This is a genomic window from Vibrio sp. SCSIO 43153, assembly GCF_023716625.1.
GTDB classification, from domain to species: Bacteria; Pseudomonadota; Gammaproteobacteria; order Enterobacterales; family Vibrionaceae; genus Vibrio; species Vibrio rotiferianus.
In genome coordinates this window covers 1,109,164-1,130,291 of the sequence record NZ_CP071856.1, presented here as the reverse complement: position 1 = coordinate 1,130,291, position 21,128 = coordinate 1,109,164, and the positions used below count along the sequence as shown (strand labels likewise).

Below are 21,128 nucleotides of genomic sequence, written 5' to 3'. Positions count from 1 at the left end.
TGGTGGTTCAATGTAAAAAAGCGAGACTAATGATGAAAACAATACCTCTCACCATTTTAGCTTCAACCATATTACTTTCCGGCTGTAACAGCTCAGACAATACGACGCCAACAACTCCCCCTACTACTGGACCATCCTCTTCTGTTGTTCATGGTATCAAGGTTGAGCCTGTTCCAAGTCAATTTTCTGCTTACTCAAAAGCGGGTTACAACCGATATGTTTCGGTCAAGGCGCCGAACGGAAAATCAATCCATATATTGATCATGAATCGATTATCAAATTATCAGATAGTCAAAGCCGTCAATGTCTTGAATCACTACCTAACACCCGTCGAAGGCAGCAAATACGGAACAGTCGAACAAAAACACAAGATCGCAAACGCGATGGCAAACAATGGTGCCATTCTTAAACTGATGAACTATCACGACGAGCCAAAATACAACGATGACTTAGATGGGCAACCATTGTTTGAAGAGGAGATCCAGGTCGAGGGAGGAGCTTGGTACGTGAACCAAGATTATGCGAACCACCGCGATGCTTCTTATGAAGAGATTCTTCACTTGGTACACGATTACGGCATCGGAGTACTCAATGCTCCCGAGGGTGGTGTTGCTGCTTTACCCGAGTTCCAGAGAGAGTTAAACGCAATTCAAAAGCAGTCGTTGCACAACGCATATAATCCATCCGCTGAGACATTAGAAGAATGGCAACAAGAAGTCAGTGTGGATCAAGAGTATTTCGCAGCGGTGATTGATAGCTATTACGGACTTTGGGGAGCATACGATGGCGCTGGTATGTGGGGGATGTACAACGTTAAACACCGTCAAGACTTTGTGACTGATGATCCGAACGCTCAATACATCACGGAGCAAATCTTCTCGCCAGTGTTAACGTACGATGCTTATATCTCAGATTCGTTTGAAGGGACGTTTAAGATGATCCTCGATGCTACAACACCCTATACCTATCATTCACAATATCTGACGAAATTGACGCTGTCAGGTACGAAAAGCAGCAATATTGAAATCAACCATCACGATAACACCATTACTGGCAACTCTGGGTCAAACACCGTCATAGTACATGGCCCAAAAACTGAGTACACAATAGAAAAATTAGGAAATAACAGAACTCAACTTGTCGATCGCATCGATAACCGCGATGGCTCTAATATCCTATCAAATATAGAGAAAATTCAGTTTACTGATCAGACAATTACTCTTTAACTCTGTTGTCGCTAAGAAACTTACGCATCCAGTTGGAACAATTGAATGCTTAAGCATCAAAAAGGGTTGGCCTAGTACCAACCTTTTTTTGTTAATTTTTATGAGCCCCCTCCCTAGCGTCCATTGGTTTCAGCTTCGAAGAGCAAAACACATAAGAACTGTTTGAGCGCGTTAAAAAGAGATTCCTGATGTCGCCTAGGCTCCTCGGAATGACGGGAAAAATGGGGCACTCCATAAACAAGCCCTCCCCCTTAAAAGCGAAACTTCAATGCCAAGCAAACCATTTCAATACAAGGGGGAGCTGGAGGGGGTTGTGAACACGAAACAACAAACTCACTCTCTAAGGCTAAACCCATCTTCAAACGGCACATGAAAAAAGGCTTGGTCCTGAACCAAGCCTTTCACTAACGCGATTACTTTTTAATGCGGCAAGTACTTTGAGATATCTCGTTGACGATCAAAATGGCTTCGTCACCTTTGGTGTGAAGGACCAACATATGATCATCGGATAGGTACCTCGCGCCAGAAGCAGAGCGAACCTGTTTTAGCTCTATAACGCTTCCATTGTTGGTTTTGATCAGCGCTGCATCCTCCGTAAAGCTAGCAGCGAACTGTTGACCATCATTACATTGATATTGGAGTTCAGGCGAAGACGATGAACAACCCGCTAACACTAACAAGCCACTTAAAATCAGAGCCGCTTTGCTAGGCTTCAAGATCACTCTTCGGGAGCCCATACGCGAATATCGACATCCAAATCAGCTGGAGCGTAAACCACGACTGGTAGCTTGCTGTTGTAACGGTACAAATCACGAGTCGGCATTTGCACGAACGTTTCTACCTTCTCCATATCTTCAGGACAAGCCATTAGCGTTGAAATAGCACCACCCGCTGAAGAATCTACTTGGTAATAGGTGTAGCCCCAACCTTCCAATGTATGTTCAGTTACAGAGCCGCCTAAAGATACACGGTTACAGTCTGTTTCCATCATTTTACCAACCACCAGCTCTACGCGCTTATCTGCTTCGTTGATTGCTGGGTCTACATAGAAAACATGCTTTGTCATGTTCTCCATTTCTGGAAACATCTCTGCTGATGGGCGAGATACATCATTTGCTGAATTCATTGCAGAACATCCGCTCAGTGCCATTGCACCGGCAGCTAACCAAACTGCTTTCATCGTTTTTCCCTTATTCATATAGTCGTGCATATTGTAACTGGTAACACCAAATTAGGGTAAATACACGATGCAAATTGATCGCAACTCTCACAATTACGACGCCTCAACGCCATCAAACAATTTTAGTAAGTCTCTGTTCTGTGCCTTGCAGCAATTTTCCGACAAGGTTATGGTTTGAAACCTGATTTGGTCACAATTCAAGGAAGAGAAAATGACCACCTATCTTGCGGGCTTTACGCTGGGCATTTCCTTAATTCTGGCTATTGGAGCGCAAAATGCCTTTGTTTTAAAGCAAGGCATCAAACAGCATCATGTATTCTTAGTGTGCTTCTTATGCGCCTTGTCTGACGCCATTTTAATTTCTCTTGGTGTCGCGGGTTTCGGTTACTTGGTAACTCAGTTTCCTTTGATCGAGACAATTGCGCGTTACGCTGGCGCAGCGTTCTTAACCTGGTACGGCATCAGTAGCTTACGCTCTGCATTCACACAAAGACACGTAATGAACCCTGAAGGTGATACCTCAAAAAGTGCATGGCAGACAGCACTGATTTGCTTGGCATTCACATGGTTAAACCCGCATGTTTACCTTGATACAGTGGTATTGCTGGGCTCTATTTCCACTCAATATGAACCGCATAAATGGCAGTTTGCGATAGGTGCTGTTTGTGCCTCTTTCGTGTTCTTTTTCAGCCTAGGCTATGGCGCCAAACTGCTTATCCCCATCTTCAAACATGCGCGTTCTTGGCAGATTTTGGAATTCATCATTGGCTTTGTCATGCTTGCTCTGGCGATCAGCTTATTGATTTAGTGCGTATACTTTTGTCATCAAGGACAAAAGGACAACGTCATGGCAAATCCGAGAAATCCAATTGAAGTAAAAGCGCTCGACCACGTGGTACTCAGAACAGACAATCTCGACGCGATGCTGCACTTTTATCGAGATATATTAGGATGCCCAATAGAGCGTGAGTTACCAGACTTAGGGTTAACTCAGCTTCGCGCAGGAATGGCGATCATTGATTTGGTAACGGTCGATAGTGAACTTGGGAAACTAGGCGGAAAGTCGCCCAGCCAAAATGGTCGTAACCTTGACCACTTTTGCCTTCAGATTGCACCTTTCGAAGAAAAAGAGCTGCTGTCTTACTTACACCAAAACAATGTGCATGTTGCAGAGTTTACTGAAAGATATGGTGCTCAAGGCTTCGGGCGATCTGTCTACTTGGAAGATCCAGAAGGCAATGTGGTCGAGCTAAAACCACAGAAATAACGCACCAGAAAGCCATCAGTTTTCTACTAAAAATCCCCCTCAATGAACCCGAATCGCTGCGCGTTACGTATGTGTATGTCCAACAGCAAAACAGGATTAGCGAATGACCTTTAGCGATGACATGCTATCAAGAATTATTGAGATGGCATGGGAAGATAGAACCCCATTTGAAGCCATCGAGCATCAATTTGGTTTGGACGAGAAAGGGGTGATCAACTTAATGCGCCGCCACTTACAACCGAACAGTTTTAAGCTTTGGCGACATCGAGTCACCGGCAGGAAGACCAAGCACTTAAAACTGTGCTCACCAGGTGTGAACAGAGGTTATTGCCCAACGCAGTACAAACAACGTTGAGTCTCTCTTAAATTTCAAATGCGATGTGCTTAAACCATAAAATACGGCGCACTATCACGCATAAACTCAGCCATCGAAGCTAGATAGTCCCAAGTTTCTCGATAAGTGTGGTTCATGCATTGAGTGAAGGCTTGGCACAGTGAAGGATCTTCTTCCAGCCACTGACTAACATGTTGAGCCGTGTAGGAGACCTGCTTCATCTCATCATCCAGTATCTTCTGGATCGTTGGGCGCATCTCTTTCAGGTAAGGCACATCGGATTGATCGATAAAACTCAGTTGAGAAACCAATAAACACCAAGAACGAAGTTCGACAGAGTGAGCTCGGAAAAGGTGGATTTTAATATCATCATGAAAGTGGCTCACATTACTAAAATCGCTCGATTTGGCCTCTTGATAGACTTCGGTTTGATAGCCCGTCAACGGAATTAAGCTGGCATACATCGCGGAGTGATTTCTGTCGTTTTGGTAGTGGAGCATGATCTGTTGCTTCATTTCTCCTTGCGCATAACGATTGGCAATCATCTTGAGGCGCTCAGCCCCTTCTTCCTCGTTGATCGCGTTGTGCAACAGATAATACGCCATGGTTTGCTTGCTCTGAAAAATCTCTTGCGTGAGCTCATTCATCGCTTTTGGCGTAAGGGAAGTATCCGAATAAAGATAGCTTGCAATAGAGGCTTTGTACTCATTAGATGGCACAAAGTTATTATCTTCTAGCAAGTTATAAAGGCTGGTCTGTAAACAGTTCATGTCACCTTCCTGGATGGTGTTGCATCGCAACACGTCATGCTGACAACGTAGAAAGTGAGGTATTTATCAATACGCTCTTAAGGGTGAGGAAGATTCAAGGGACAGAATAGAGTGTTGGAAAGACGTTGGCTCAGTACCATTGAATAACGGCGAGATTGGAAGTAACTCTAATACTTTTGCATGAATGTAAATGACCTCACTAATACTTGCAGCATATGCATTGTTACAAGACGGTTAAACGATCATTTTATAAATGTTATTTATTGAAAATAGACAGAACGAAATGCGGGGAGATAAGCCATTAGGTTTTAAAGAGAAGTGGTGTTGTAGCGCAGTTTTTATCGCATACAACTTTTAGAAAAACAGAAAAAAGTAGTGCTTTAACTCTATAAAAACCGGGCAGTTTTCACTGTCCGGTTTGATCTTATTGAGCCTAATTGAAGAGAATTAAGCAGTTGCAGATGCTAGGGGGGTCATCTGCAACGCTCAAATCTTCACGCTGTAAGTAACAAGCGAGTCTTACTTGCCAACAAAGCCGTTGTACAACATGTATAAGTGCGCCGCACTCCAAGAGAAGTTGTTTGCACCCTGTACAGCACCCGTTTCAGGGTTGTAGTTTTCCTGAATCGGCGTTGTTTCCGTTAGACCTTGTGCGTTTTGGAATAGCTTATCAACCATTTGACGCGCTTCTACACCGTAACCGTAGTTGTCCATACCACGTACGCCAAAGTAGAACTGATCCAGCCACACACGACCACGCCAGTAAATATCCGGACCATATGCTGGGTTATCCATTGATGCAGTACCTAGCGGGATCTTAGGTGAGTTAAACTTGCTGGTATCGAGCATGTTCTTCACAACCTTGTCTGCGTGCTCTTGCGTCGCTGCATTGTTGAATAGTGGCGACCAACCTTCAGGGCCCATACCGCGCTTCACTAGCATTGGACCAGCACACTGGTTGCTTAGACCGCCCGGTACCACTTCAATGTCATAGTAGAACCCTGTCGCGTCATCGAACATACAGCGATTGATGTACTCTTTAGTGTCATCCGCTTTCGCTTTAAACTCAGAAGCTTTGTCTGCTTTACCCAGAACTTCTGCAATTTGCGATAGGTACAGGTTGTCAGAGTACCAGTAAGACGCTTGGTCAACTGATTCTTGCATCAGCGAGTAACCAGATAGATTGTTTGACTCATCCGTGTTCTCGTTGAATTTCACTTCCCAGTCTTTCTTCGCCTGAGCCAGTTTATCCATGTTCACAGCTGAATCATCGCGGTAAGTCACAACAGAACCATCTGTACCCATCACCATATCGTAGGTGTTGTCGAAACCGTTGGTATTGTGTGCGTAGCGCCCCATTTGGTCGATCACTTCAGCTTCTTCTTGCGTTGGCAACGCAGATTTACCTTGTAGGTCATCGATGGTATCGATAAAACCGAATACGCCTGCATTGTCACGACCCGATTCCCAACCTGCCGCTACTTTTGCAGGGATGCTCATTGCGGTGTAATCGCCGGATGTTAGTAGCTCGTTGTACTTCTCGATACCTGTTTCGCTAATCCAGTCAGAACCACTCGCTTCATCTTTGTAATAGAACTTCATATCATCGATCGAAGCATCTGGTCCCCAAGAGCCGTCGTTCAGATCCTCTTCAAATACGGTATGAATTGGGTCTTTCGCTGCACCGTATTCAGGGATGCCGTTTTTGTTTGTATCGCGAGCGCGTAGCCACCAATCATGGAATGCCACCAACTTCGGATACATCTCTTCTAGCCACTTTTTAGCTTCTTCGGGACGGTTATGCTCATCTTTTAGCGCGGTATACACTTCCCAAACAGCCCATGCAGCAAGTGATGGTTTAGTATTACGCTCATTCCAGTTCAGGCCATCGGTAGCTTGAGGGAATACTTTTTTGTATTCCGCCGACATACCCTCCCAGCGCTCTGCTGGTAAGTTGTATGTCACTACGTCAAGCAGGTAACCTTCATCCCAAGGACGAACAGGATCATCAGACTGTACTTGATATTGGAACACAGTACGGATGTTTTCCATCGCCACATCAGGGTTGAAATGTGACATTGCATAAGCTTGCTTCCACGTATCCCACGGCCAAGTCATGTTACCTGAGAAATAAGGAGCGGTTACCGATGGTGTCACCGTGTCATGGTCAATTGCACCCGCTGCGCCACGCCAGTTTGCATTAAGTGTTTCCATCGCTTTTACTGCAACGAACTCATGCTCTTTAGAAGCAGCATCGTTGGTCAAACCATTTTCTAAGTACTCTTCCCAACGCATTGCCGACTCATGCATGTAGCCTTTTGGATCGGCCATCACGTCGTCTAATTTCGCAAACTCAGACGCTTGCTCTTGGGTGTTTTGAACGTGCGTGTAAGCCGTATATAGCGTGATTTCTTCGCCATTTCCTAGCTCAGCCGTTTGGACGAAGCCTTTCTTATCATCATCAATGGTAGATGTTTCTGGCTTAACAGAGCGTGTCACTTCAAACTTAGAGTCGCCCGAAGTCAGTAGAGACCAAGAGTCACGAACCGCGCCAAAAGACACTGCTACGCCATTTTCTGTCGCGGCAATTTCACGTGAGTAAGTAGGGTATGCATCTTCAACACTGCGTACTGTGCTGTCGCTGTTTTTGTATAGTTCACCATCGTCAGCGCGGTAATCCGCCATCAACTCACCGTCCCACTCACCTTGAATAGCCAGCTTGTTCGGGTTCTTGATCGTCGTTTTCACAAGAGACGTACGATCTGTTACAAAACGCATTTCTAATTCTGCTTCGATGCCATCATCACCCGTATACTTTTGAATCAGCGCGCCAGGTTGTGAATACGCTTCTGTCAGCTTAAGCGGCATAGCTTCACCATCCACCGTTAGCGCCAAACGGTCGAAACGTGCTGCCATGAATGACACGTACTCTTCAGTTAACAACGCCGTACCACCTAGAGTAATTTCACCACCCTTGGTGTCTAGCGTGTGTCCATGCCAAGAACCGTTATCGAACATTGGAATGTAGCGAAGGTGACCACCATGCAAATCACGCAGTGCCACTGGCACACCAGCACGATCAATGGTGTTATGGAATTCAGCCGCTTTCAATGGTGCATCCACGTTAGAATCATTATCACTACTGTTGCATCCACTAAGTGTTAGAGCAACCCCGACAGCAATCGCACACAAAGAAGTCTTAAAGTGCATGTTATATCCCTCATTTATTGGCTTTTGGTCCTGATCAGGCGAAAAAAGGTCGAGACGTGCCCTGCCGAGTTTCGATGATGAAGATTCAGCCTTATTTATTTCACTTTTGGATTTGAGAAGAGATCGGTTAATTTGTCTCTTCTTCGTTTGGCCTATTTAAATAACAGGTCATTAATTTTGGGTAATAGTGGGTCTTTGATGCATTCATTATCAAACACACCCACTTCATATAAATTCTTTATTTTGTGATTAAATATTCACTATTTTTCATTCGCCATCGATATGGCTTTTAATAACTCACCGTCAATGTTTGGAATGGTATCTGAGAGAAAAATTTGCTTACCTGGCGTATAGGTCATCAACACGTTTCGGAGTCGCTTGCTGCCTTCCCCACTCTTGTTCTGTACATCAAACTCAATCAGCTTGTTGTATACCTCGTTAGCCAGTTTCTCTTCTTGTTCCTCAGTAATGGCTATGCGTCCCATGCAGATTGGTGGTCGTACGTCATGGCTAAACACTTCGTCTCGAAAACGCTTAGCAAACAAAGTATCGAGCTTGGAACCCTCTTCAAAAATAAAACGACCTTGGTCTTTAAAACGGTATTGATCATCACCTTTTAACTCAATGTAACCCATCATTTCCAAGGCTCTTAAATACAAGGTAAGAGATGTATGAGTAAGTTGGTATTTACTCAAAATATCTTGTAGTGACCACTCTTTACGACGCAACAAATATAAGAAATCAAACAAATATGGATACTGATTAAATATCTCGCTATTAATTTCAGTAATGAATTGTTCATTCTCTTGTTGAAGCTGTTTCGCTCGCATAGATAATTCAACCAAATCCGTATCTAAATGAGTAGCAAACGAGAGTATTTTATCCAATCCAAGAGACGTGTTATGAAGTTGTCTTTTGATAGTTGATAGCGGAATCCCCATTCCAGCAGAGAGATCGGAATAGCAAATCCCTTTCTCTTTTATTTTTTCTCGTAAAGCAGCAAGTAAATACGTTGCAGAATTATTCATCTAACAATGCCTTTTTAATTTTTCAGCATCCCTGATGATATATTCAAGAGAGTCCTACTCTTGTGATGCCGGTTCCAAATAATTCCAGCAATTTCTATCTATTAAATGTGTTTCAATGATGAGACTTTTTACTAAGCGTTAACCGATGGATTTTTACCCATATAGATTAAGCTTCAACCAGTTATTGCAAGCCTTATCAGTATGCGATGAGTATAATTGTTTTGATGCGTAAAATTAAGTTCGCTAGGTTTTTTAGTAAAAGTTTTCTATTGAAAGGCTACTTTATTAGGTGGCAAGTATCAAAAAATTGTACTTAGAAATTTAGTCACGCGAGAGATCACAGAAAAATAACGACTTACTGGAATTATAATAAATAAATGACCAGTAAAATTCTTGTTATAAGGAGCAAGAGAGTTGGTTAAAGAGAGAGGAATATTATTGAAGCGTCATCATATTATACCTTTATTTTTCTATCTTGCTCACATATTTTTCTACGGCTAATTTTTTCACTCCATATGCAACATTAAGTTCTCTTTCAACGCATCGACTCCTACTTGTAAAGGAGAAACGGTGATCTTAAAGATAGGCTGGTATGTTTTGGTTTACTTGGGAAGTCCTCCAATTAGGCGTAAAATAGAGAGTAGGCTTCATAGATGAGTTCTTACCCTTTATCGGTCTGATAAAAGAGAACGAAAGGAGAAAGTTATGGTGACATGTAGTCAATATGATTTTATTGAAATCGCCTGTATGTTTAAGTTACCAGTTGAGATTACCTTGAAGAATGGTGAGACACACCAAGGTAGCGCATTCGATACCGGTTACGATATGGAGCGACAAGAATGCTTATTTTTGGATGTTGCAGGTGAGCGGACTTCGTTCCCAACCGAGCAGTTGATCGCAATGAGAGCACTCACCGAAAACCCACATTTCAGCGAAGTAACTTTCAGTTAATTGCCTATTCTCATACGCAGACGTCAAATAGAAAAAAGCGCCTTCAACCAGAAGAGTTAAAGGCGCTTTTGTTTAGCTTCAGTTTCAACGCTACCTTGAGCGGATAAACACCAGCATCGGCATCATGATAACGAACATCACCCCGACCAATTGGAAGGTGTGCACAAAGGCCACCATTTGCGATTGCTGATGGAGCATGTTCTGATATTGCTCCAATGCCGCAGGATCGGTAATCGATAACCCCTGCTTCGCAGCCCAGTCATGCAACACTGGGTTATAAGGATTAAAGCCTTCTCCCAAAGCGTGCCATTGCTGTTGGCTATCGCGGTATTGGTATGTAGTCGCAATCGAGATACCAAACGAACTACCAATGGTGCGGAACAGGTTAAAAATACTCGCCCCTGCCACCGACTGCTCTTTTGGCAATGTCATGTACGCCAGTGTCGATAAGGTCGAGAAGGTCAAACCTAAGCCCATACCTTGAATCATACTTGGCATCACGATCCAGAAGGTATCGATTTCCATGGAGTACAAGGTCATGAGGTAACTACCAATACCGATACAGGTTAGGCCAAAGACAATCTTCAACCTTGGATCGAATTGTGGGTTAATCACAATCACCAATATCAGCATACACGCAGACGCCAAGCCCCGCGGTGCCATTAACATACCCGTGGTGGACACTGGATAGTTCAATAAGCTTTCGAGCAACATCGGTTGTTGAGTAGTCAAGCCAAACATGGCCATCGACACCACCGCCATCATTAAGGACGAGACCATGAGGTTTTTGTCCTTAAGGAGCCACAGAGGCGCAATGGGGCTCTTGGTCTTCCAACTGCGGTAGATCCACATGATTAAGCCCATGATCGCCAGCAGCACTGCGGTTTGGATAATGCGAGAGTTGAACCAGTCTTCGTCGTTACCTTTGTCGAGCACGAACTGCAACGCACCGACCCCGAGGGCCATATAACCAATGATCCACCAGTCGAAGTTCGGTTTGGATTTGTTGCTGATGTGGATGTAGCGATAAATCAGCGCAGTACACACCAAGCCAAATGGCAAGTTGACGTAGAAGATCCAACGCCAGTTGATGTTGTCAGTAATCACACCGCCCACTACTGGACCTAAGATAGGACCAAGCAAGATACCGATGGAGAAGATCGCCATCGCCTTGCCTTTTTGCTCAGAAGGGTAAATCTGAACCAATGTCGATTGCGCCAGTGGAATAACCGAGGCACCAAACGCACCTTGGATAATACGGAACACCACCATCTCTTCGAGTGAACCCGCTTGCCCACAGAAAGCACTGGCAATCACAAAGCCGATCACCGCCACCAGCATGACTTTACGCTCACCAAATCGCGATACCCAGAAACTGGTCATCGGAATGAAGATCGCCTCAGCCATGCTGTAGCCAGTTAGCACCCAAGTGATTTGGTCTGCCGTTGCGCCCAACGCGCCCATCATGTGTGAAAGCGACACGTTAGCAACGGTCATGTCTATCAGCACCATGATGGCCGAAAGCATCACGGCGACGGTGGCTATTCCCCGTTTGTCGGCCGTAATCTCGTTACTCATTGTGCGTTACTTTTCAGATCAACAGTCACTTCAGAACTTGCACCCACGCGTAATTGTGGCGCACCTTCAGGCACTTCAAGCGTCAAACGCACAGGGAAACGTTGTTTGATTTTTACCCAGTTACCGGTTGCGTTCTCTGGTGGCATCAAAGAGAAAGAGGTACCACTTGCTGGCGACAGTTCTTCCACTTTCGCATCCCAAACTACGTCTGGGTACATGTCGATCACGACTTCAGCATGCATGCCTGCTTTGATGTGTGTTAGGTCAGTTTCTTTGAAGTTTGCGCGTACCCAATAGCTGTCTTTCACAATCACAGGGAACAGAGTTTGGCCAATGCCAACAACAGAACCAGTATGTGTGTTGATTTCACCCGCGATACCATCGACAGGAGAAGTGATGTCGGTGTAGCTAAGGTTCAATTCAGCTTGTGCAAGTTGCGCCGCCGCTTGTTGAACAACCGCTGCTTCTGCGCCTTCTTCACCGCGGTTTGCGATTGCTTTTTCAACCGTTGCGCGTGCTTGTTCTAAGCTTGCTTGAGCGTTAGCGAGTTTGTTCTTCGCAGTATCCAAATCTTGGTCAGACGCTAGTTTGCGTTTCACTAACGAGTTAGTACGTTTGTATTCCAACTGCGCTTCGGTCAGGTTAGAACGCGCCGCATCCAATCCCGCCACCGCTTCGGTCACTTGTTTGTCTGCCACATCGTGTTGTTGAACGGCCAACTGATAAGCGGCTTTCGCTTGTTTCACTGCCAATAAGTAAGGGCGAGAATCAATCTTAAGCAGTAAGTCACCTTTGTTGATGACTTGGAAATCTTTCGCTTCTACTGATACCACCTGACCCTGAACCTGTGGAGCGACCGATAGGATTTTTGCTCTTACATACGCATCTTCCGTACTCGGGTGACCGTCGGAATATTGCCAAGACCAGTACATCGCACCAAAAGCGATAGCACAAACGAGAAGGAAAAGGATTTTGGTCAGTTTGGATTTCGAAGAGGAGTTCTTCGCGATATCGTCGCTCATTTATATTGTCCAAGTGTTCAATTTTGTGATCAGTGTAGGATTTTTCTATCTTCGGACAATAAGATGATCTGCAAGGTTAAGATCCGATTTTGAGCGTTGATAATTTGTTCAGAAGGTGCGCAAAGATATTCACACTCTTTAATAGCCAAGCAACCTCGAAATGCTTGGCTATTAACGTACATAAAGTATAGGGAACGCTAATCATTCCATAACATGGAAATAAAAATGACGAATATTCCAGACAAAAAAAGCCCCGTTAGTCTTAACTCTAACGGGGCTTTATGGTTATTTATCTTTAACTATCAATTAGCTGAAGCAAGCTGCGCAGTTACCCTTCGACGTTGCAGCCAAATCACGACACCAAACAACACCATTGCTGGAATCCACATCCACTCTTTGCGATAACGCTCAACTGGCACACGCACATCGACAATCTGTTGGTCGAACTGCAATCCTGCCGCCTCTGCTGGGCTAGCAAAACTAACGATATCAATCAGAGTTTGTTCACCTTGCTGATAAGTCGCTATGCCAAGTGCGTCCAGCTTATCTTGTCCGGTTTCCCCTTCAGGAACCGAAAACAGCACCGAGAATTCACGCATCTTACCTACCGCATCTTCACCGCTGATACGCATTCTAAGCACACTGCCTTCTTCAAGCGGCTCAAGCGTTTGTGCCAACTGGGAAGGATTGCTCGATTGGTACGGATCCACCACCATGTCGATCCAGAACCCTGGACGGAACAGGGTAAAGGCCACCAGCAATAGCAGAACGCCTTCGTACCAACGGTTACGAGTCAGGAACCAACCTTGCGTCGCCGCAGCGAATATCAACATCGCAATAGTAGAGATAACAAAGATGGCGATACCGTGCGCCCAATCCACGTCAATCAACAACAAATCCGTATTGAAGATAAACAAGAACGGCAAAGCCGCGGTTCTCAAACTGTAGTAAAACGCGGTTAAGCCCGTCTTGATTGGATCCCCTTTCGACACCGCCGCAGCAGCAAACGAAGCCAGACCCACTGGCGGCGTTACATCCGCCATGATGCCGAAGTAAAACACAAACAAGTGCACCGCAATCAACGGTACGATCAACCCATGTTGTTGACCTAGCGTGACGATAACAGGCGCCAACAAACTTGATACCACAATGTAGTTCGCCGTGGTTGGTAAGCCCATGCCTAGAATCAAGCTCAATACCGCCGTGAGCATCAGCATTAGTAGCAAGTTGCCCATCGACAGCATCTCAACCAAATCAGCCAATACTAAGCCAACCCCCGTTTGCGATACCGCACCAACAATTACGCCTGCGGTGGCGGTCGCGATGCCAATGCCGATCATATTGCGCGCGCCAGCAATCAAGCCTTCACGCAAATCGATACAACCGTCTTTGAAGTTACCGTAATCGTGTTTGCCGTCTTTACGCAACCAAGTCAGCAGAGGACGTTGAGTCAGAACGATCACCACCAGAATCACGCTGCCCCAAAAAGCAGACAACCCTGGAGACAAGCGCTCGATCATCAAACACCACACCAAAACCACCACAGGCAGTAAGTAGTGCAAGCCAGACAGCAAGACTGCACGCGTATTTGGTAACTGTTCTAGCGGAGCATCTGGATCTTCTTCTGATAGCGGCTCATTACTTGCGGCGACTTTTAGCAGCGCCAAGTAAACCATTGCCAGAATCAACGCCATCCCCGGTAGTACAAAGTCAACCAATACTGGCTTCAACCATCCTAAACCATAGTAGACCGCCATCGACAATCCAGAAATCAACGCCGCGCCAAATGCAAATCCCGTTAGCCTTGCTAGCCAAGGTTTTGAGCGTACGGCATCAATTGGCTGCATGCCCAACTTGAGCGCTTCTAGATGGACAATATAAAGCAGTGCGATGTAAGAAATTGCGGCAGGTAAGAAGGCATGTTTGATGATCTCAACATAAGGAATGCCAACGTATTCCACCATCAAAAATGCCGCAGCGCCCATAACAGGAGGCATGATTTGCCCATTCACCGATGAAGCTACTTCCACCGCACCCGCTTTCTCTGCAGAGAAGCCGACTTTGCGCATCATCGGAATGGTGAACGTACCTGTAGTCACTACGTTGGCGATAGACGATCCCGAAATCAAACCCGTTAAGCCAGAAGCAACGACGGCCGCTTTTGCAGGACCACCACGCAAGTGCCCCAACATGCTAAATGCCAATTGAATGAAGTAGTGCCCTGCTCCAGCGCGTTCCAACAACGCACCAAACAGAACAAACAAGAATACAAAGCTGGTCGATACGCCAAGCGCAATACCAAACACACCTTCCGTAGTGATCCACTGGTGGTTAGCCAACGCATCCAACTGCACGCCGCGGTGGGACAACAACCCCGGCATGTATGGGCCTGCCAAGCTGTAGCCGATAAACACCAACGCAATCACAGGCAATGCTGGGCCCAACACTCGACGCGCCGCTTCTAAAAGCAGAGGCAAACCAATCAATGCGGTAATAAAGTCTTCAGTGGTTAAGCTGCCCGGACGTTGTGCTAGTGCTTCGTACATAACAAACAAGTACAACGAAGACGCACAAGCAATCAAACCCAACATGATGTCGAAGGCAGGAACACGGTCGCGTGGGGAGCGCTTAAAAGCAGGGAAGACAAGGAAGGCAAGCAACAAGGCAAAGCCAAGGTGAATGGCGCGCGTTTCGGTGTCGTTCATTACACCGAAACCGACAATAAAGGGCAGCGGAGACGCGATCCAAAGTTGAAACAAAGACCAAAGTAACGCCAAGCCGGCAATCAGCTTTTCCATGATTCCGGTTGGCAAGCGAGCACCCACATCTTGGGCAATCAGTTCTTCTGCCGACAGCTCACTCGGATGCGTGTCAGCATGGGACGTGGAGATCGTCTTATCCATAATTTTCTCACAAACAACAGAGAAGCAAGCGCCGCGAATCCATCACAGCGCTTGCTAAAAATCGAAGGTTCTAAGAATTACAACCAGCCGCGCTCTTTGTAGTAGCGCACCGCACCTTCATGCAGTGATGCAGACAGACCCACTTCAATCATTTCTGATTCTTTCAGGTCTTTAAATGCTGGGTGCAGACGCTTGAAGCGGTCTAGGTTGTCGAACACAGATTTCGTCAGTTGGTACACCAACTCAGGATCCGTCTCTGCTGTGGTTGAGAGTACCGCTTTGCCGCCGATAGATTGCGTATCGTTAGGGTTACCACGGTACATTCCCCCCGGAATGGTTGCTTTGGTGAAGTAAGCACGCTCGGCAAGTAGCTTGTCGATTTCCGGACCAGTTACTGGCACTAACACCGCATCCGTTGTGGTCGAGGCTTCTTGAATCGCGCCGTTTGGGTGACCAACAAAGTAGCTCATTGCATCGATGTTGTTGTCACTCATTGCGGAAGCTTGTTCTGCAGGTTTCAGATCCGATACCAAGCTGAACACATCTTGCGACCAGCCTTTTGCTTGCATCACTTGCTCAAACGTATCACGTTGACCAGAACCAGGGTTACCAATGTTGACTCGCTTGCCTTTCAAATCGTCGAAATTGGTGATGCCCGCGTCTTTACGCGCAAGAATTGTGAACACTTCACTTTGTAGTGAGAAAACAGCACGAATGTCCGTCATTGGTTGGTTGTTTTGGAAAGGAGCCACACCTTCTAAGGCTTTATATTGGTGGTCTGACTGCATGATGCCAAAGTTATACTCGCCACTGCGCAAACCATTGACGTTTGCCACGCCACCACCACTGGCAGGTGCATTACATTTAATGCTGTGGTCTGCAGCACCACGGTTTACGAAACGGCAGATCGACTGTCCAGCGACGTAATAAACGCCCGTTTGGCCACCGGTGCCGATAGTAATAAATTTCTCTGCCGCACTTATTTTCTCACTGTATGAGAACAGTAAAACTGCCGAAGCAAATACTGCAATGAGTGTGGTTCCTTTCATTTTAAGTTCTTCCTGTCTATCGATTGAAAAATAAAGATATTTTTCTCAGCTAAAGACAGCAAAACCGAAAAATACTCGTGTAAAAATTCCACGCTTCACGAGCAATTTTCCTTAGTCAGCTAATCCTTAGCTTCATTTTGTAATTTTTATTCCCGTATTCGATTAATATTTAACCGAGCACTTGCAATCGAATTTATCAGAACAAATTCAAAACCTAGCTATAGTAAATTTTCGCTTTTCTCAACAATCGAGAATTAACAGAAAATTCATTTTTTAAGCGATACATTTACAAACAGGAAGATTGGTCGAATGAGAGAAAATAGGAAGGAAATGTTGCGCAAGAAAATGACATAAAAAAAGAGGGGCAATCCCCGCAACTGCCCCTAAAAGTCATGCCAATAATCTTATTGCTCTTTTACTACTGCTTTTTCTTAGAACTTGTAACCGCCACTGATCATGAATACCCAAGGGTTGATCTTCACATCAGTTTTTTGTGCTGCACCACCAAACTTGTACGTCGCTTCAGTTTCAATATTTGCATACCAGGCAGAAGCGTTTACAAACCACTTGTCATCAATCATGTAATCGACACCCACGTTAGCCGCTAGACCAAACGAGTCATCCAGTTTTAGATCTGTAAGGCCTACATCTTTCGCTTTACCGTTAAAGCCTTCATCGAAGAAGATGGTGTAGTTCAGACCGGCACCCACGTATGGGCGGAACTTGCTTTGTGCGTCGCCAAAGTAGTACTGAACCATTACGGTTGGTGGTAGGTGTTTAGTATCTGCAATATCACCCAAGCCAAGAAGGTCTGTTGAAATGTCGTGACTAAATGGAGTTGCTGCAAGCACCTCTAAGCTGATGTTGTCAGTAAACATGTAACCAAACGTCAAACCGAGCTGAGTGTTGGAATCCACTTTAAGCTCTTCTTGAGAACCTAAGATCTTGTCACTGCTGTCATTTGGCACAACTGAAGCCGCACCGACACGTAATACAAAATCACCTTCTTTGTGAGCTAAAACTTGAGGTGATACTAGCGCAGCAACCACTGCTAGACTGCAGATTGTTTTTTTCATTGTTATTTCCTTTTGTAGGGCTTAATAGTTTTTATATTCTTGAGCTGCGCGCAATCTAGCACATAGAAACCCTACTTTTTTGATGGAAATCAATTTGTAAAAAATATCACTTTTTCGCATACAAAATCGCCATACTGATCAACAAATTATGCAAATAGGACACAATTCTGTAATGCAAACTGTGCGTGTGAGAAGAGTGCGTCGCAGTTCTCATTCCCCCTCCTATGTACGCCTCTGTATTCAACAAAACTATTTTCTCGATATGCTCGGATTATTTTCAAAAAACACCGCCCTCAAAAAGCCAGTTTGACCGCTTAAATTGGCGATTTTCGGCCTTTGTAAGGCATTGAAATACAACAAGTTATATTTCTGGAAAATCAGTCACTTAGAGTGGTAGTCTGCTTCCAACGAACAAAGAAAAGATAAAAAGCCATGATTAAGACCGATCTCACTTTCGAACACGAAGACTTTTCTCATCACGATTTGCAAAACACCACTTTTGAAAACTGCCGCTTTTATCAATGCAATTTCGACCACGCCGATCTGAGTGATGCAAAGTTCATTGACTGCCGTTTTATCCAGCCGAGCGACATAGAAGGCTGCAGTTTCCGTTATGCCAAGCTCAAAGACGCCAGCTTTAGCAACTGCATGTTGGCCATGTCTCAGTTCAATGGTGCGGATTGCGTCGGCATCGAGCTGCGCAAATGCGATTTGAAGGGCGCAAACTTTCAAAGTACCAACTTCGCTAATCGTGTCAGCAACACTGTGTTCTTTTGTATCGCCTACATCACGGGCTGCAACTTGGCTTACACCAACTTTGAGCGCGCACTGCTAGAGAAATGTGATCTATTTGAGAACCGATGGAACGGCGCAAACTTGATGGGCGCGAGCTTTAAAGGCTCTGACTTATCGAGAGGAGAATTCAGTCGAGAACAATGGGGCAGCTTTAATATAGAAGAGAGCGATCTTACCCACGTCGATTTAGAAGGTTTGGACATTCGCCGCGTCTCTTTATACGGTGTTAAGATCTGCGACTGGCAGCAAGAACAACTGCTCGCACCATTTGGACTGATCGTTATTTAGGAAGCATTATGAATCTGTTTAAAGACCTACCCAGTGATCTGAATGAAGAAGTGTTCGAAGACTTACTCACACATAAACAGCTGCGCATCGAGCGTATTGTCTCAAAAGGGCAAACCACGCCAGAGGGCGAATGGTACGATCAAGAAGAACATGAGTGGGTGTTGGTGCTGCAAGGCGCAGGTGAACTGACTTATGAAGATGGATCTTTAAAACGTTTAGAAGCCGGTGACCACATCAACATTCCGGCGCATACAAAGCATCGCGTCAGTTGGACAGCCCCAGAACAAGAGACAATTTGGTTGGCGGTTTTCTACCGCTAGATTGTCGACTTTGTTGTTATTCCGATGAGCAGGTAAAGAAAAACGGGGGAAAGAAACCCTAACTTTCCCCATGTGCGCAATAAAGGGTCTAGGTGAGGCGCAAAAGAAATTGAAGTCATGGCCTCTGAGCGAGTCTCCCAACTGTTACTCAGAAATAGATCTGACCATGACTTCAATAATTCATAAAAAACTATTGGATTGAGAGGGTGTTCTGTTTGCGGTTGTATTCAAATAGTTCGCGATGAGAGATAACATCATGACTCTGCCATCCATCATAAGCGCTGCTCCCTTTCTCAAGTCGTACAGCATCCCCATTTAGCTCAATGGAAATTTGTTCAAGCTGACTTTTTCCGTCAACGTCCTTGCTTTCAAAACGAAGTTGGTAAGAATCACTCTCTTTGAAGTAATGCGCCCGGTAGAGTTCACCAAAAATCTCCAGAGAAATCCCTTCAGGGTAAACGGCTAAAGCGATATCAGTATCGGATTCACTCAGATAGTACTCACTAATTCCTTTCCTAGACTCCAGGATATTTGCCGAGTATTGCAAATGTGCCACTTGATGACTTGTCGATACAACGAAGGCGTCAGGGGAAATACGCATCAGTTGATAGCCCATTATGGGAGCCGTTAACGTATCGCCAACCTCTGGAGCTAGCTGCCCTAAATGGACAAGATCTCTCGCATTGAAAGACCAGAGAATATTGGTCGTAATCTGATCAATCGTAAATGTAATTTTTCTCGATAGATTTTCAACGTCCCAACCTCGAACATCAAGGCTAATCGCATCGGTAATTGCAGTCGCAAGAAAATCCACCGATTGAATTTCGTATTCTGCTCTAGGGTCTTGAAAGTCGTCGAGTCTCTCTGTGGTAAAACCATCGTCATCACAACCGATCAAACCCAACGCACATATAATGGAGAACAGTAGTTTTCGCATCCATTTCTACCCTATAACGGATTAAAGCAGGACGAGAGTGTATCTGCTGAGCTCATATTGAGTTGTAAGCGTATGTAATGCCAATTATTACAAATGAGTAAAAGTAATTTGATAGTCGACGGGATTATCATTTCATTTAACACCAATATACTAGCCGCACTCCACAACAACCGAAGACGAATGATAACAATGAGCTGGTTTTTCTTACTTTTAGGCGTGGGCGCAGAAGCCCTTTCACATGTTGCACTCAAAGCCACTGACGGTTTCAGCAAACCACTGCCTGCAACACTTGTTTTACTTGGTCACTTGGCAGCATTCGTCTGTTTAGCACAGGCAATGAAAGGCGGTATGCCCGTGGGTATTGTTCACGCACTGTGGGCCGGGTTGGCTATTGTGTCGGTGACCTTAATTTCTCAATTGGTGTATCGTCAGCATATGGACACCAGCCTTTGGATTGGCATGGCGCTTATCGCAGCAGGCGTGATGGTGATAAACTTCTCCCACGGACATGCACATTAAACTCTAAGGAAACAGATTGTCAGATTCTCGGAAGCCCGCTTTAGCACTGTTTGATTTTGATGGCACCATCACCGATGAGGATATGTTTAGCCTGTTCCTTCACTACTCGGTTTCTGGTCCACGCAAGTGGCTGGGCAACATCTTAATCTCGCCATTTTATGCACTATACAAATCCGGGCTCCTCCCTGCGAAACGAATGCGCCCAATCGCCAGTTTTATCGCCTTTTCGGGACGAAAAACCAACGACGTGAAAACATTAGGAGCACGGTTTGCACGAGAAGTGATCGTTCAACACATTCGCCCCGAAGCCAAAACCAAACTAGATTGGCATCATACTCAAGGTGATACTATCGTAGTCGTTTCTGCTTCACTTAACGCCTACTTAAAACCTTGGTGTGATACTCATGGTTATCACTTACTTTGCAGTGAGTTACTCGGTAGTAGCGAACGCATTACCGGCCTCTATCACAGTAGAGATTGCAGCTTGGAAAGAAAGGTAGAACGTGTTCAAGCGGCTTTTGACTTGAGCCAACATCAAGCTATCTACGCTTATGGTGATACCCATGAAGATATCCCCATGCTCAAATTGGCAGATCATGCCACGATGAATTGGCAACCTTGGTCCCAAAATAGCTCCGTCGGCTAAAACAAGAAACCCTTCTCACCAGAGAAGGG

The 21,128-nt window shown here is 45.2% G+C and carries 20 protein-coding genes; 9 read left to right on the top strand and 11 right to left on the bottom strand.

Annotation, left to right across the window (positions count from 1 at the left end):
- The first annotated feature begins 32 nt into the window (after positions 1-32).
- On the top strand, positions 33-1,226 hold the full coding sequence (locus J4N37_RS21215) for a hypothetical protein (RefSeq protein WP_252043295.1): 1,194 nt from the start codon (positions 33-35) through the stop codon (positions 1,224-1,226).
- A 413-nt stretch (positions 1,227-1,639) separates the two neighbouring features.
- Here the strand turns inward: J4N37_RS21215 and J4N37_RS21210 are convergent, their stop codons facing one another.
- Both J4N37_RS21210 and J4N37_RS21205 read right to left on the bottom strand, forming a co-directional pair.
- Positions 1,640-1,948 (bottom strand): MliC family protein, encoded by a 309-nt coding sequence (locus J4N37_RS21210; protein ID WP_252043294.1) that lies wholly within the window; start codon positions 1,946-1,948, stop codon positions 1,640-1,642.
- Complete coding sequence (locus J4N37_RS21205) at positions 1,945-2,406, bottom strand: ecotin family protein (RefSeq protein ID WP_045392629.1); 462 nt, start codon at positions 2,404-2,406, stop codon at positions 1,945-1,947. Before J4N37_RS21205 ends, J4N37_RS21210 begins: the two co-directional genes overlap by 4 nt.
- A 211-nt stretch (positions 2,407-2,617) precedes the next feature.
- Here J4N37_RS21205 and J4N37_RS21200 point away from each other — a divergent pair, with 211 nt between their 5' ends.
- The 3 genes from J4N37_RS21200 (at position 2,618) to J4N37_RS21190 (ending at position 4,028) form a co-directional block, all read left to right on the top strand.
- Complete coding sequence (locus J4N37_RS21200) at positions 2,618-3,214, top strand: LysE/ArgO family amino acid transporter (protein WP_252042226.1); 597 nt, start codon at positions 2,618-2,620, stop codon at positions 3,212-3,214.
- A gap of 39 nt (positions 3,215-3,253) precedes the next feature.
- The gene (locus J4N37_RS21195) at positions 3,254-3,673 is read left to right on the top strand and encodes a VOC family protein (protein WP_252042225.1); all 420 of its coding nucleotides are present in this window, start codon (positions 3,254-3,256) and stop codon (positions 3,671-3,673) included.
- Between the two features lie 103 nt (positions 3,674-3,776).
- A complete protein-coding gene (locus tag J4N37_RS21190; RefSeq protein ID WP_252042223.1) occupies positions 3,777-4,028 on the top strand; it encodes a TIGR03643 family protein in 252 nt (83 codons plus the stop codon).
- Positions 4,029-4,057: 29 nt separating this feature from the next.
- On the opposite strand, the gene J4N37_RS21185 is transcribed toward J4N37_RS21190, so the two are convergent.
- From J4N37_RS21185 to J4N37_RS21175, 3 genes are all read right to left on the bottom strand, one after another.
- A complete protein-coding gene (locus tag J4N37_RS21185; RefSeq protein ID WP_038883555.1) occupies positions 4,058-4,777 on the bottom strand; it encodes a hypothetical protein in 720 nt (239 codons plus the stop codon).
- 519 nt (positions 4,778-5,296) lie between these two features.
- Positions 5,297-7,987 carry an alpha-glucosidase gene (gene ygjK, locus J4N37_RS21180; protein WP_252042222.1) on the bottom strand — a complete coding sequence of 897 codons (2,691 nt, stop codon included), beginning with the start codon at positions 7,985-7,987 and terminating at the stop codon, positions 5,297-5,299.
- Positions 7,988-8,247: 260 nt separating this feature from the next.
- Positions 8,248-9,015, bottom strand: coding sequence for a helix-turn-helix domain-containing protein (locus J4N37_RS21175; protein ID WP_038883549.1), 768 nt, complete (start codon positions 9,013-9,015; stop codon positions 8,248-8,250).
- Positions 9,016-9,720: 705 nt separating this feature from the next.
- On the opposite strand from J4N37_RS21175, the gene J4N37_RS21170 reads away from it, so the two are divergent.
- Positions 9,721-9,966: a Rho-binding antiterminator gene (locus tag J4N37_RS21170; protein ID WP_045392615.1), complete on the top strand. Its 246-nt coding sequence runs from the start codon at positions 9,721-9,723 to the stop codon at positions 9,964-9,966.
- 90 nt (positions 9,967-10,056) lie between these two features.
- On the opposite strand, the gene J4N37_RS21165 is transcribed toward J4N37_RS21170, so the two are convergent.
- The 5 genes from J4N37_RS21165 to ompW form a co-directional block, all read right to left on the bottom strand.
- Positions 10,057-11,544: an MDR family MFS transporter gene (locus tag J4N37_RS21165; protein ID WP_252042221.1), complete on the bottom strand. Its 1,488-nt coding sequence runs from the start codon at positions 11,542-11,544 to the stop codon at positions 10,057-10,059.
- Positions 11,541-12,566, bottom strand: coding sequence for an HlyD family secretion protein (locus tag J4N37_RS21160; protein WP_252042220.1), 1,026 nt, complete (start codon positions 12,564-12,566; stop codon positions 11,541-11,543). The genes J4N37_RS21165 and J4N37_RS21160 overlap by 4 nt, the downstream gene beginning before the upstream one ends.
- A gap of 302 nt (positions 12,567-12,868) precedes the next feature.
- Positions 12,869-15,469: a TRAP transporter permease gene (locus J4N37_RS21155; protein ID WP_252042219.1), complete on the bottom strand. Its 2,601-nt coding sequence runs from the start codon at positions 15,467-15,469 to the stop codon at positions 12,869-12,871.
- 77 nt (positions 15,470-15,546) lie between these two features.
- Positions 15,547-16,518 carry a TAXI family TRAP transporter solute-binding subunit gene (locus J4N37_RS21150; RefSeq protein ID WP_252042217.1) on the bottom strand — a complete coding sequence of 324 codons (972 nt, stop codon included), beginning with the start codon at positions 16,516-16,518 and terminating at the stop codon, positions 15,547-15,549.
- Between the two features lie 431 nt (positions 16,519-16,949).
- Positions 16,950-17,594 carry an outer membrane protein OmpW gene (gene ompW, locus J4N37_RS21145; protein ID WP_010453431.1) on the bottom strand — a complete coding sequence of 215 codons (645 nt, stop codon included), beginning with the start codon at positions 17,592-17,594 and terminating at the stop codon, positions 16,950-16,952.
- Positions 17,595-18,026: 432 nt separating this feature from the next.
- On the opposite strand from ompW, the gene J4N37_RS21140 reads away from it, so the two are divergent.
- Positions 18,027-18,677, top strand: coding sequence for a Qnr family pentapeptide repeat protein (locus J4N37_RS21140; RefSeq protein ID WP_252042216.1), 651 nt, complete (start codon positions 18,027-18,029; stop codon positions 18,675-18,677).
- Between the two features lie 8 nt (positions 18,678-18,685).
- A complete protein-coding gene (locus J4N37_RS21135; protein WP_252042215.1) occupies positions 18,686-18,997 on the top strand; it encodes a cupin domain-containing protein in 312 nt (103 codons plus the stop codon).
- 190 nt (positions 18,998-19,187) lie between these two features.
- Here the strand turns inward: J4N37_RS21135 and J4N37_RS21130 are convergent, their stop codons facing one another.
- Positions 19,188-19,934, bottom strand: a complete 747-nt coding sequence (locus tag J4N37_RS21130; RefSeq protein ID WP_252042214.1) for a hypothetical protein — start codon at positions 19,932-19,934, stop codon at positions 19,188-19,190.
- 189 nt (positions 19,935-20,123) lie between these two features.
- On the opposite strand from J4N37_RS21130, the gene J4N37_RS21125 reads away from it, so the two are divergent.
- Positions 20,124-20,453: a DMT family transporter gene (locus J4N37_RS21125; RefSeq protein ID WP_005428450.1), complete on the top strand. Its 330-nt coding sequence runs from the start codon at positions 20,124-20,126 to the stop codon at positions 20,451-20,453.
- A 16-nt stretch (positions 20,454-20,469) separates the two neighbouring features.
- On the top strand, positions 20,470-21,099 hold the full coding sequence (locus J4N37_RS21120) for an HAD family hydrolase (RefSeq protein ID WP_252042213.1): 630 nt from the start codon (positions 20,470-20,472) through the stop codon (positions 21,097-21,099).
- Positions 21,100-21,128 lie beyond the last annotated feature (29 nt).

Excerpts from the sequence above, each read along its gene's own strand:
- J4N37_RS21215 (WP_252043295.1), top strand. The coding sequence starts at position 33 with ATGAAAACAATACCTCTCACCATTTTAGCTTCAACCATATTACTTTCC.
- J4N37_RS21205 (WP_045392629.1), bottom strand. The coding sequence starts at position 2,406 with ATGAAAGCAGTTTGGTTAGCTGCCGGTGCAATGGCACTGAGCGGATGT.
- J4N37_RS21200 (WP_252042226.1), top strand. The coding sequence starts at position 2,618 with ATGACCACCTATCTTGCGGGCTTTACGCTGGGCATTTCCTTAATTCTG.
- J4N37_RS21195 (WP_252042225.1), top strand. The coding sequence starts at position 3,254 with ATGGCAAATCCGAGAAATCCAATTGAAGTAAAAGCGCTCGACCACGTG.
- J4N37_RS21190 (WP_252042223.1), top strand. The coding sequence starts at position 3,777 with ATGACCTTTAGCGATGACATGCTATCAAGAATTATTGAGATGGCATGG.
- J4N37_RS21185 (WP_038883555.1), bottom strand. The coding sequence starts at position 4,777 with ATGAACTGTTTACAGACCAGCCTTTATAACTTGCTAGAAGATAATAAC.
- ygjK (WP_252042222.1), bottom strand. The coding sequence starts at position 7,987 with ATGCACTTTAAGACTTCTTTGTGTGCGATTGCTGTCGGGGTTGCTCTA.
- J4N37_RS21175 (WP_038883549.1), bottom strand. The coding sequence starts at position 9,015 with ATGAATAATTCTGCAACGTATTTACTTGCTGCTTTACGAGAAAAAATA.
- J4N37_RS21170 (WP_045392615.1), top strand. The coding sequence starts at position 9,721 with ATGGTGACATGTAGTCAATATGATTTTATTGAAATCGCCTGTATGTTT.
- J4N37_RS21165 (WP_252042221.1), bottom strand. The coding sequence starts at position 11,544 with ATGAGTAACGAGATTACGGCCGACAAACGGGGAATAGCCACCGTCGCC.
- J4N37_RS21160 (WP_252042220.1), bottom strand. The coding sequence starts at position 12,566 with ATGAGCGACGATATCGCGAAGAACTCCTCTTCGAAATCCAAACTGACC.
- J4N37_RS21155 (WP_252042219.1), bottom strand. The coding sequence starts at position 15,469 with ATGGATAAGACGATCTCCACGTCCCATGCTGACACGCATCCGAGTGAG.
- J4N37_RS21150 (WP_252042217.1), bottom strand. The coding sequence starts at position 16,518 with ATGAAAGGAACCACACTCATTGCAGTATTTGCTTCGGCAGTTTTACTG.
- ompW (WP_010453431.1), bottom strand. The coding sequence starts at position 17,594 with ATGAAAAAAACAATCTGCAGTCTAGCAGTGGTTGCTGCGCTAGTATCA.
- J4N37_RS21140 (WP_252042216.1), top strand. The coding sequence starts at position 18,027 with ATGATTAAGACCGATCTCACTTTCGAACACGAAGACTTTTCTCATCAC.
- J4N37_RS21135 (WP_252042215.1), top strand. The coding sequence starts at position 18,686 with ATGAATCTGTTTAAAGACCTACCCAGTGATCTGAATGAAGAAGTGTTC.
- J4N37_RS21130 (WP_252042214.1), bottom strand. The coding sequence starts at position 19,934 with ATGCGAAAACTACTGTTCTCCATTATATGTGCGTTGGGTTTGATCGGT.
- J4N37_RS21125 (WP_005428450.1), top strand. The coding sequence starts at position 20,124 with ATGAGCTGGTTTTTCTTACTTTTAGGCGTGGGCGCAGAAGCCCTTTCA.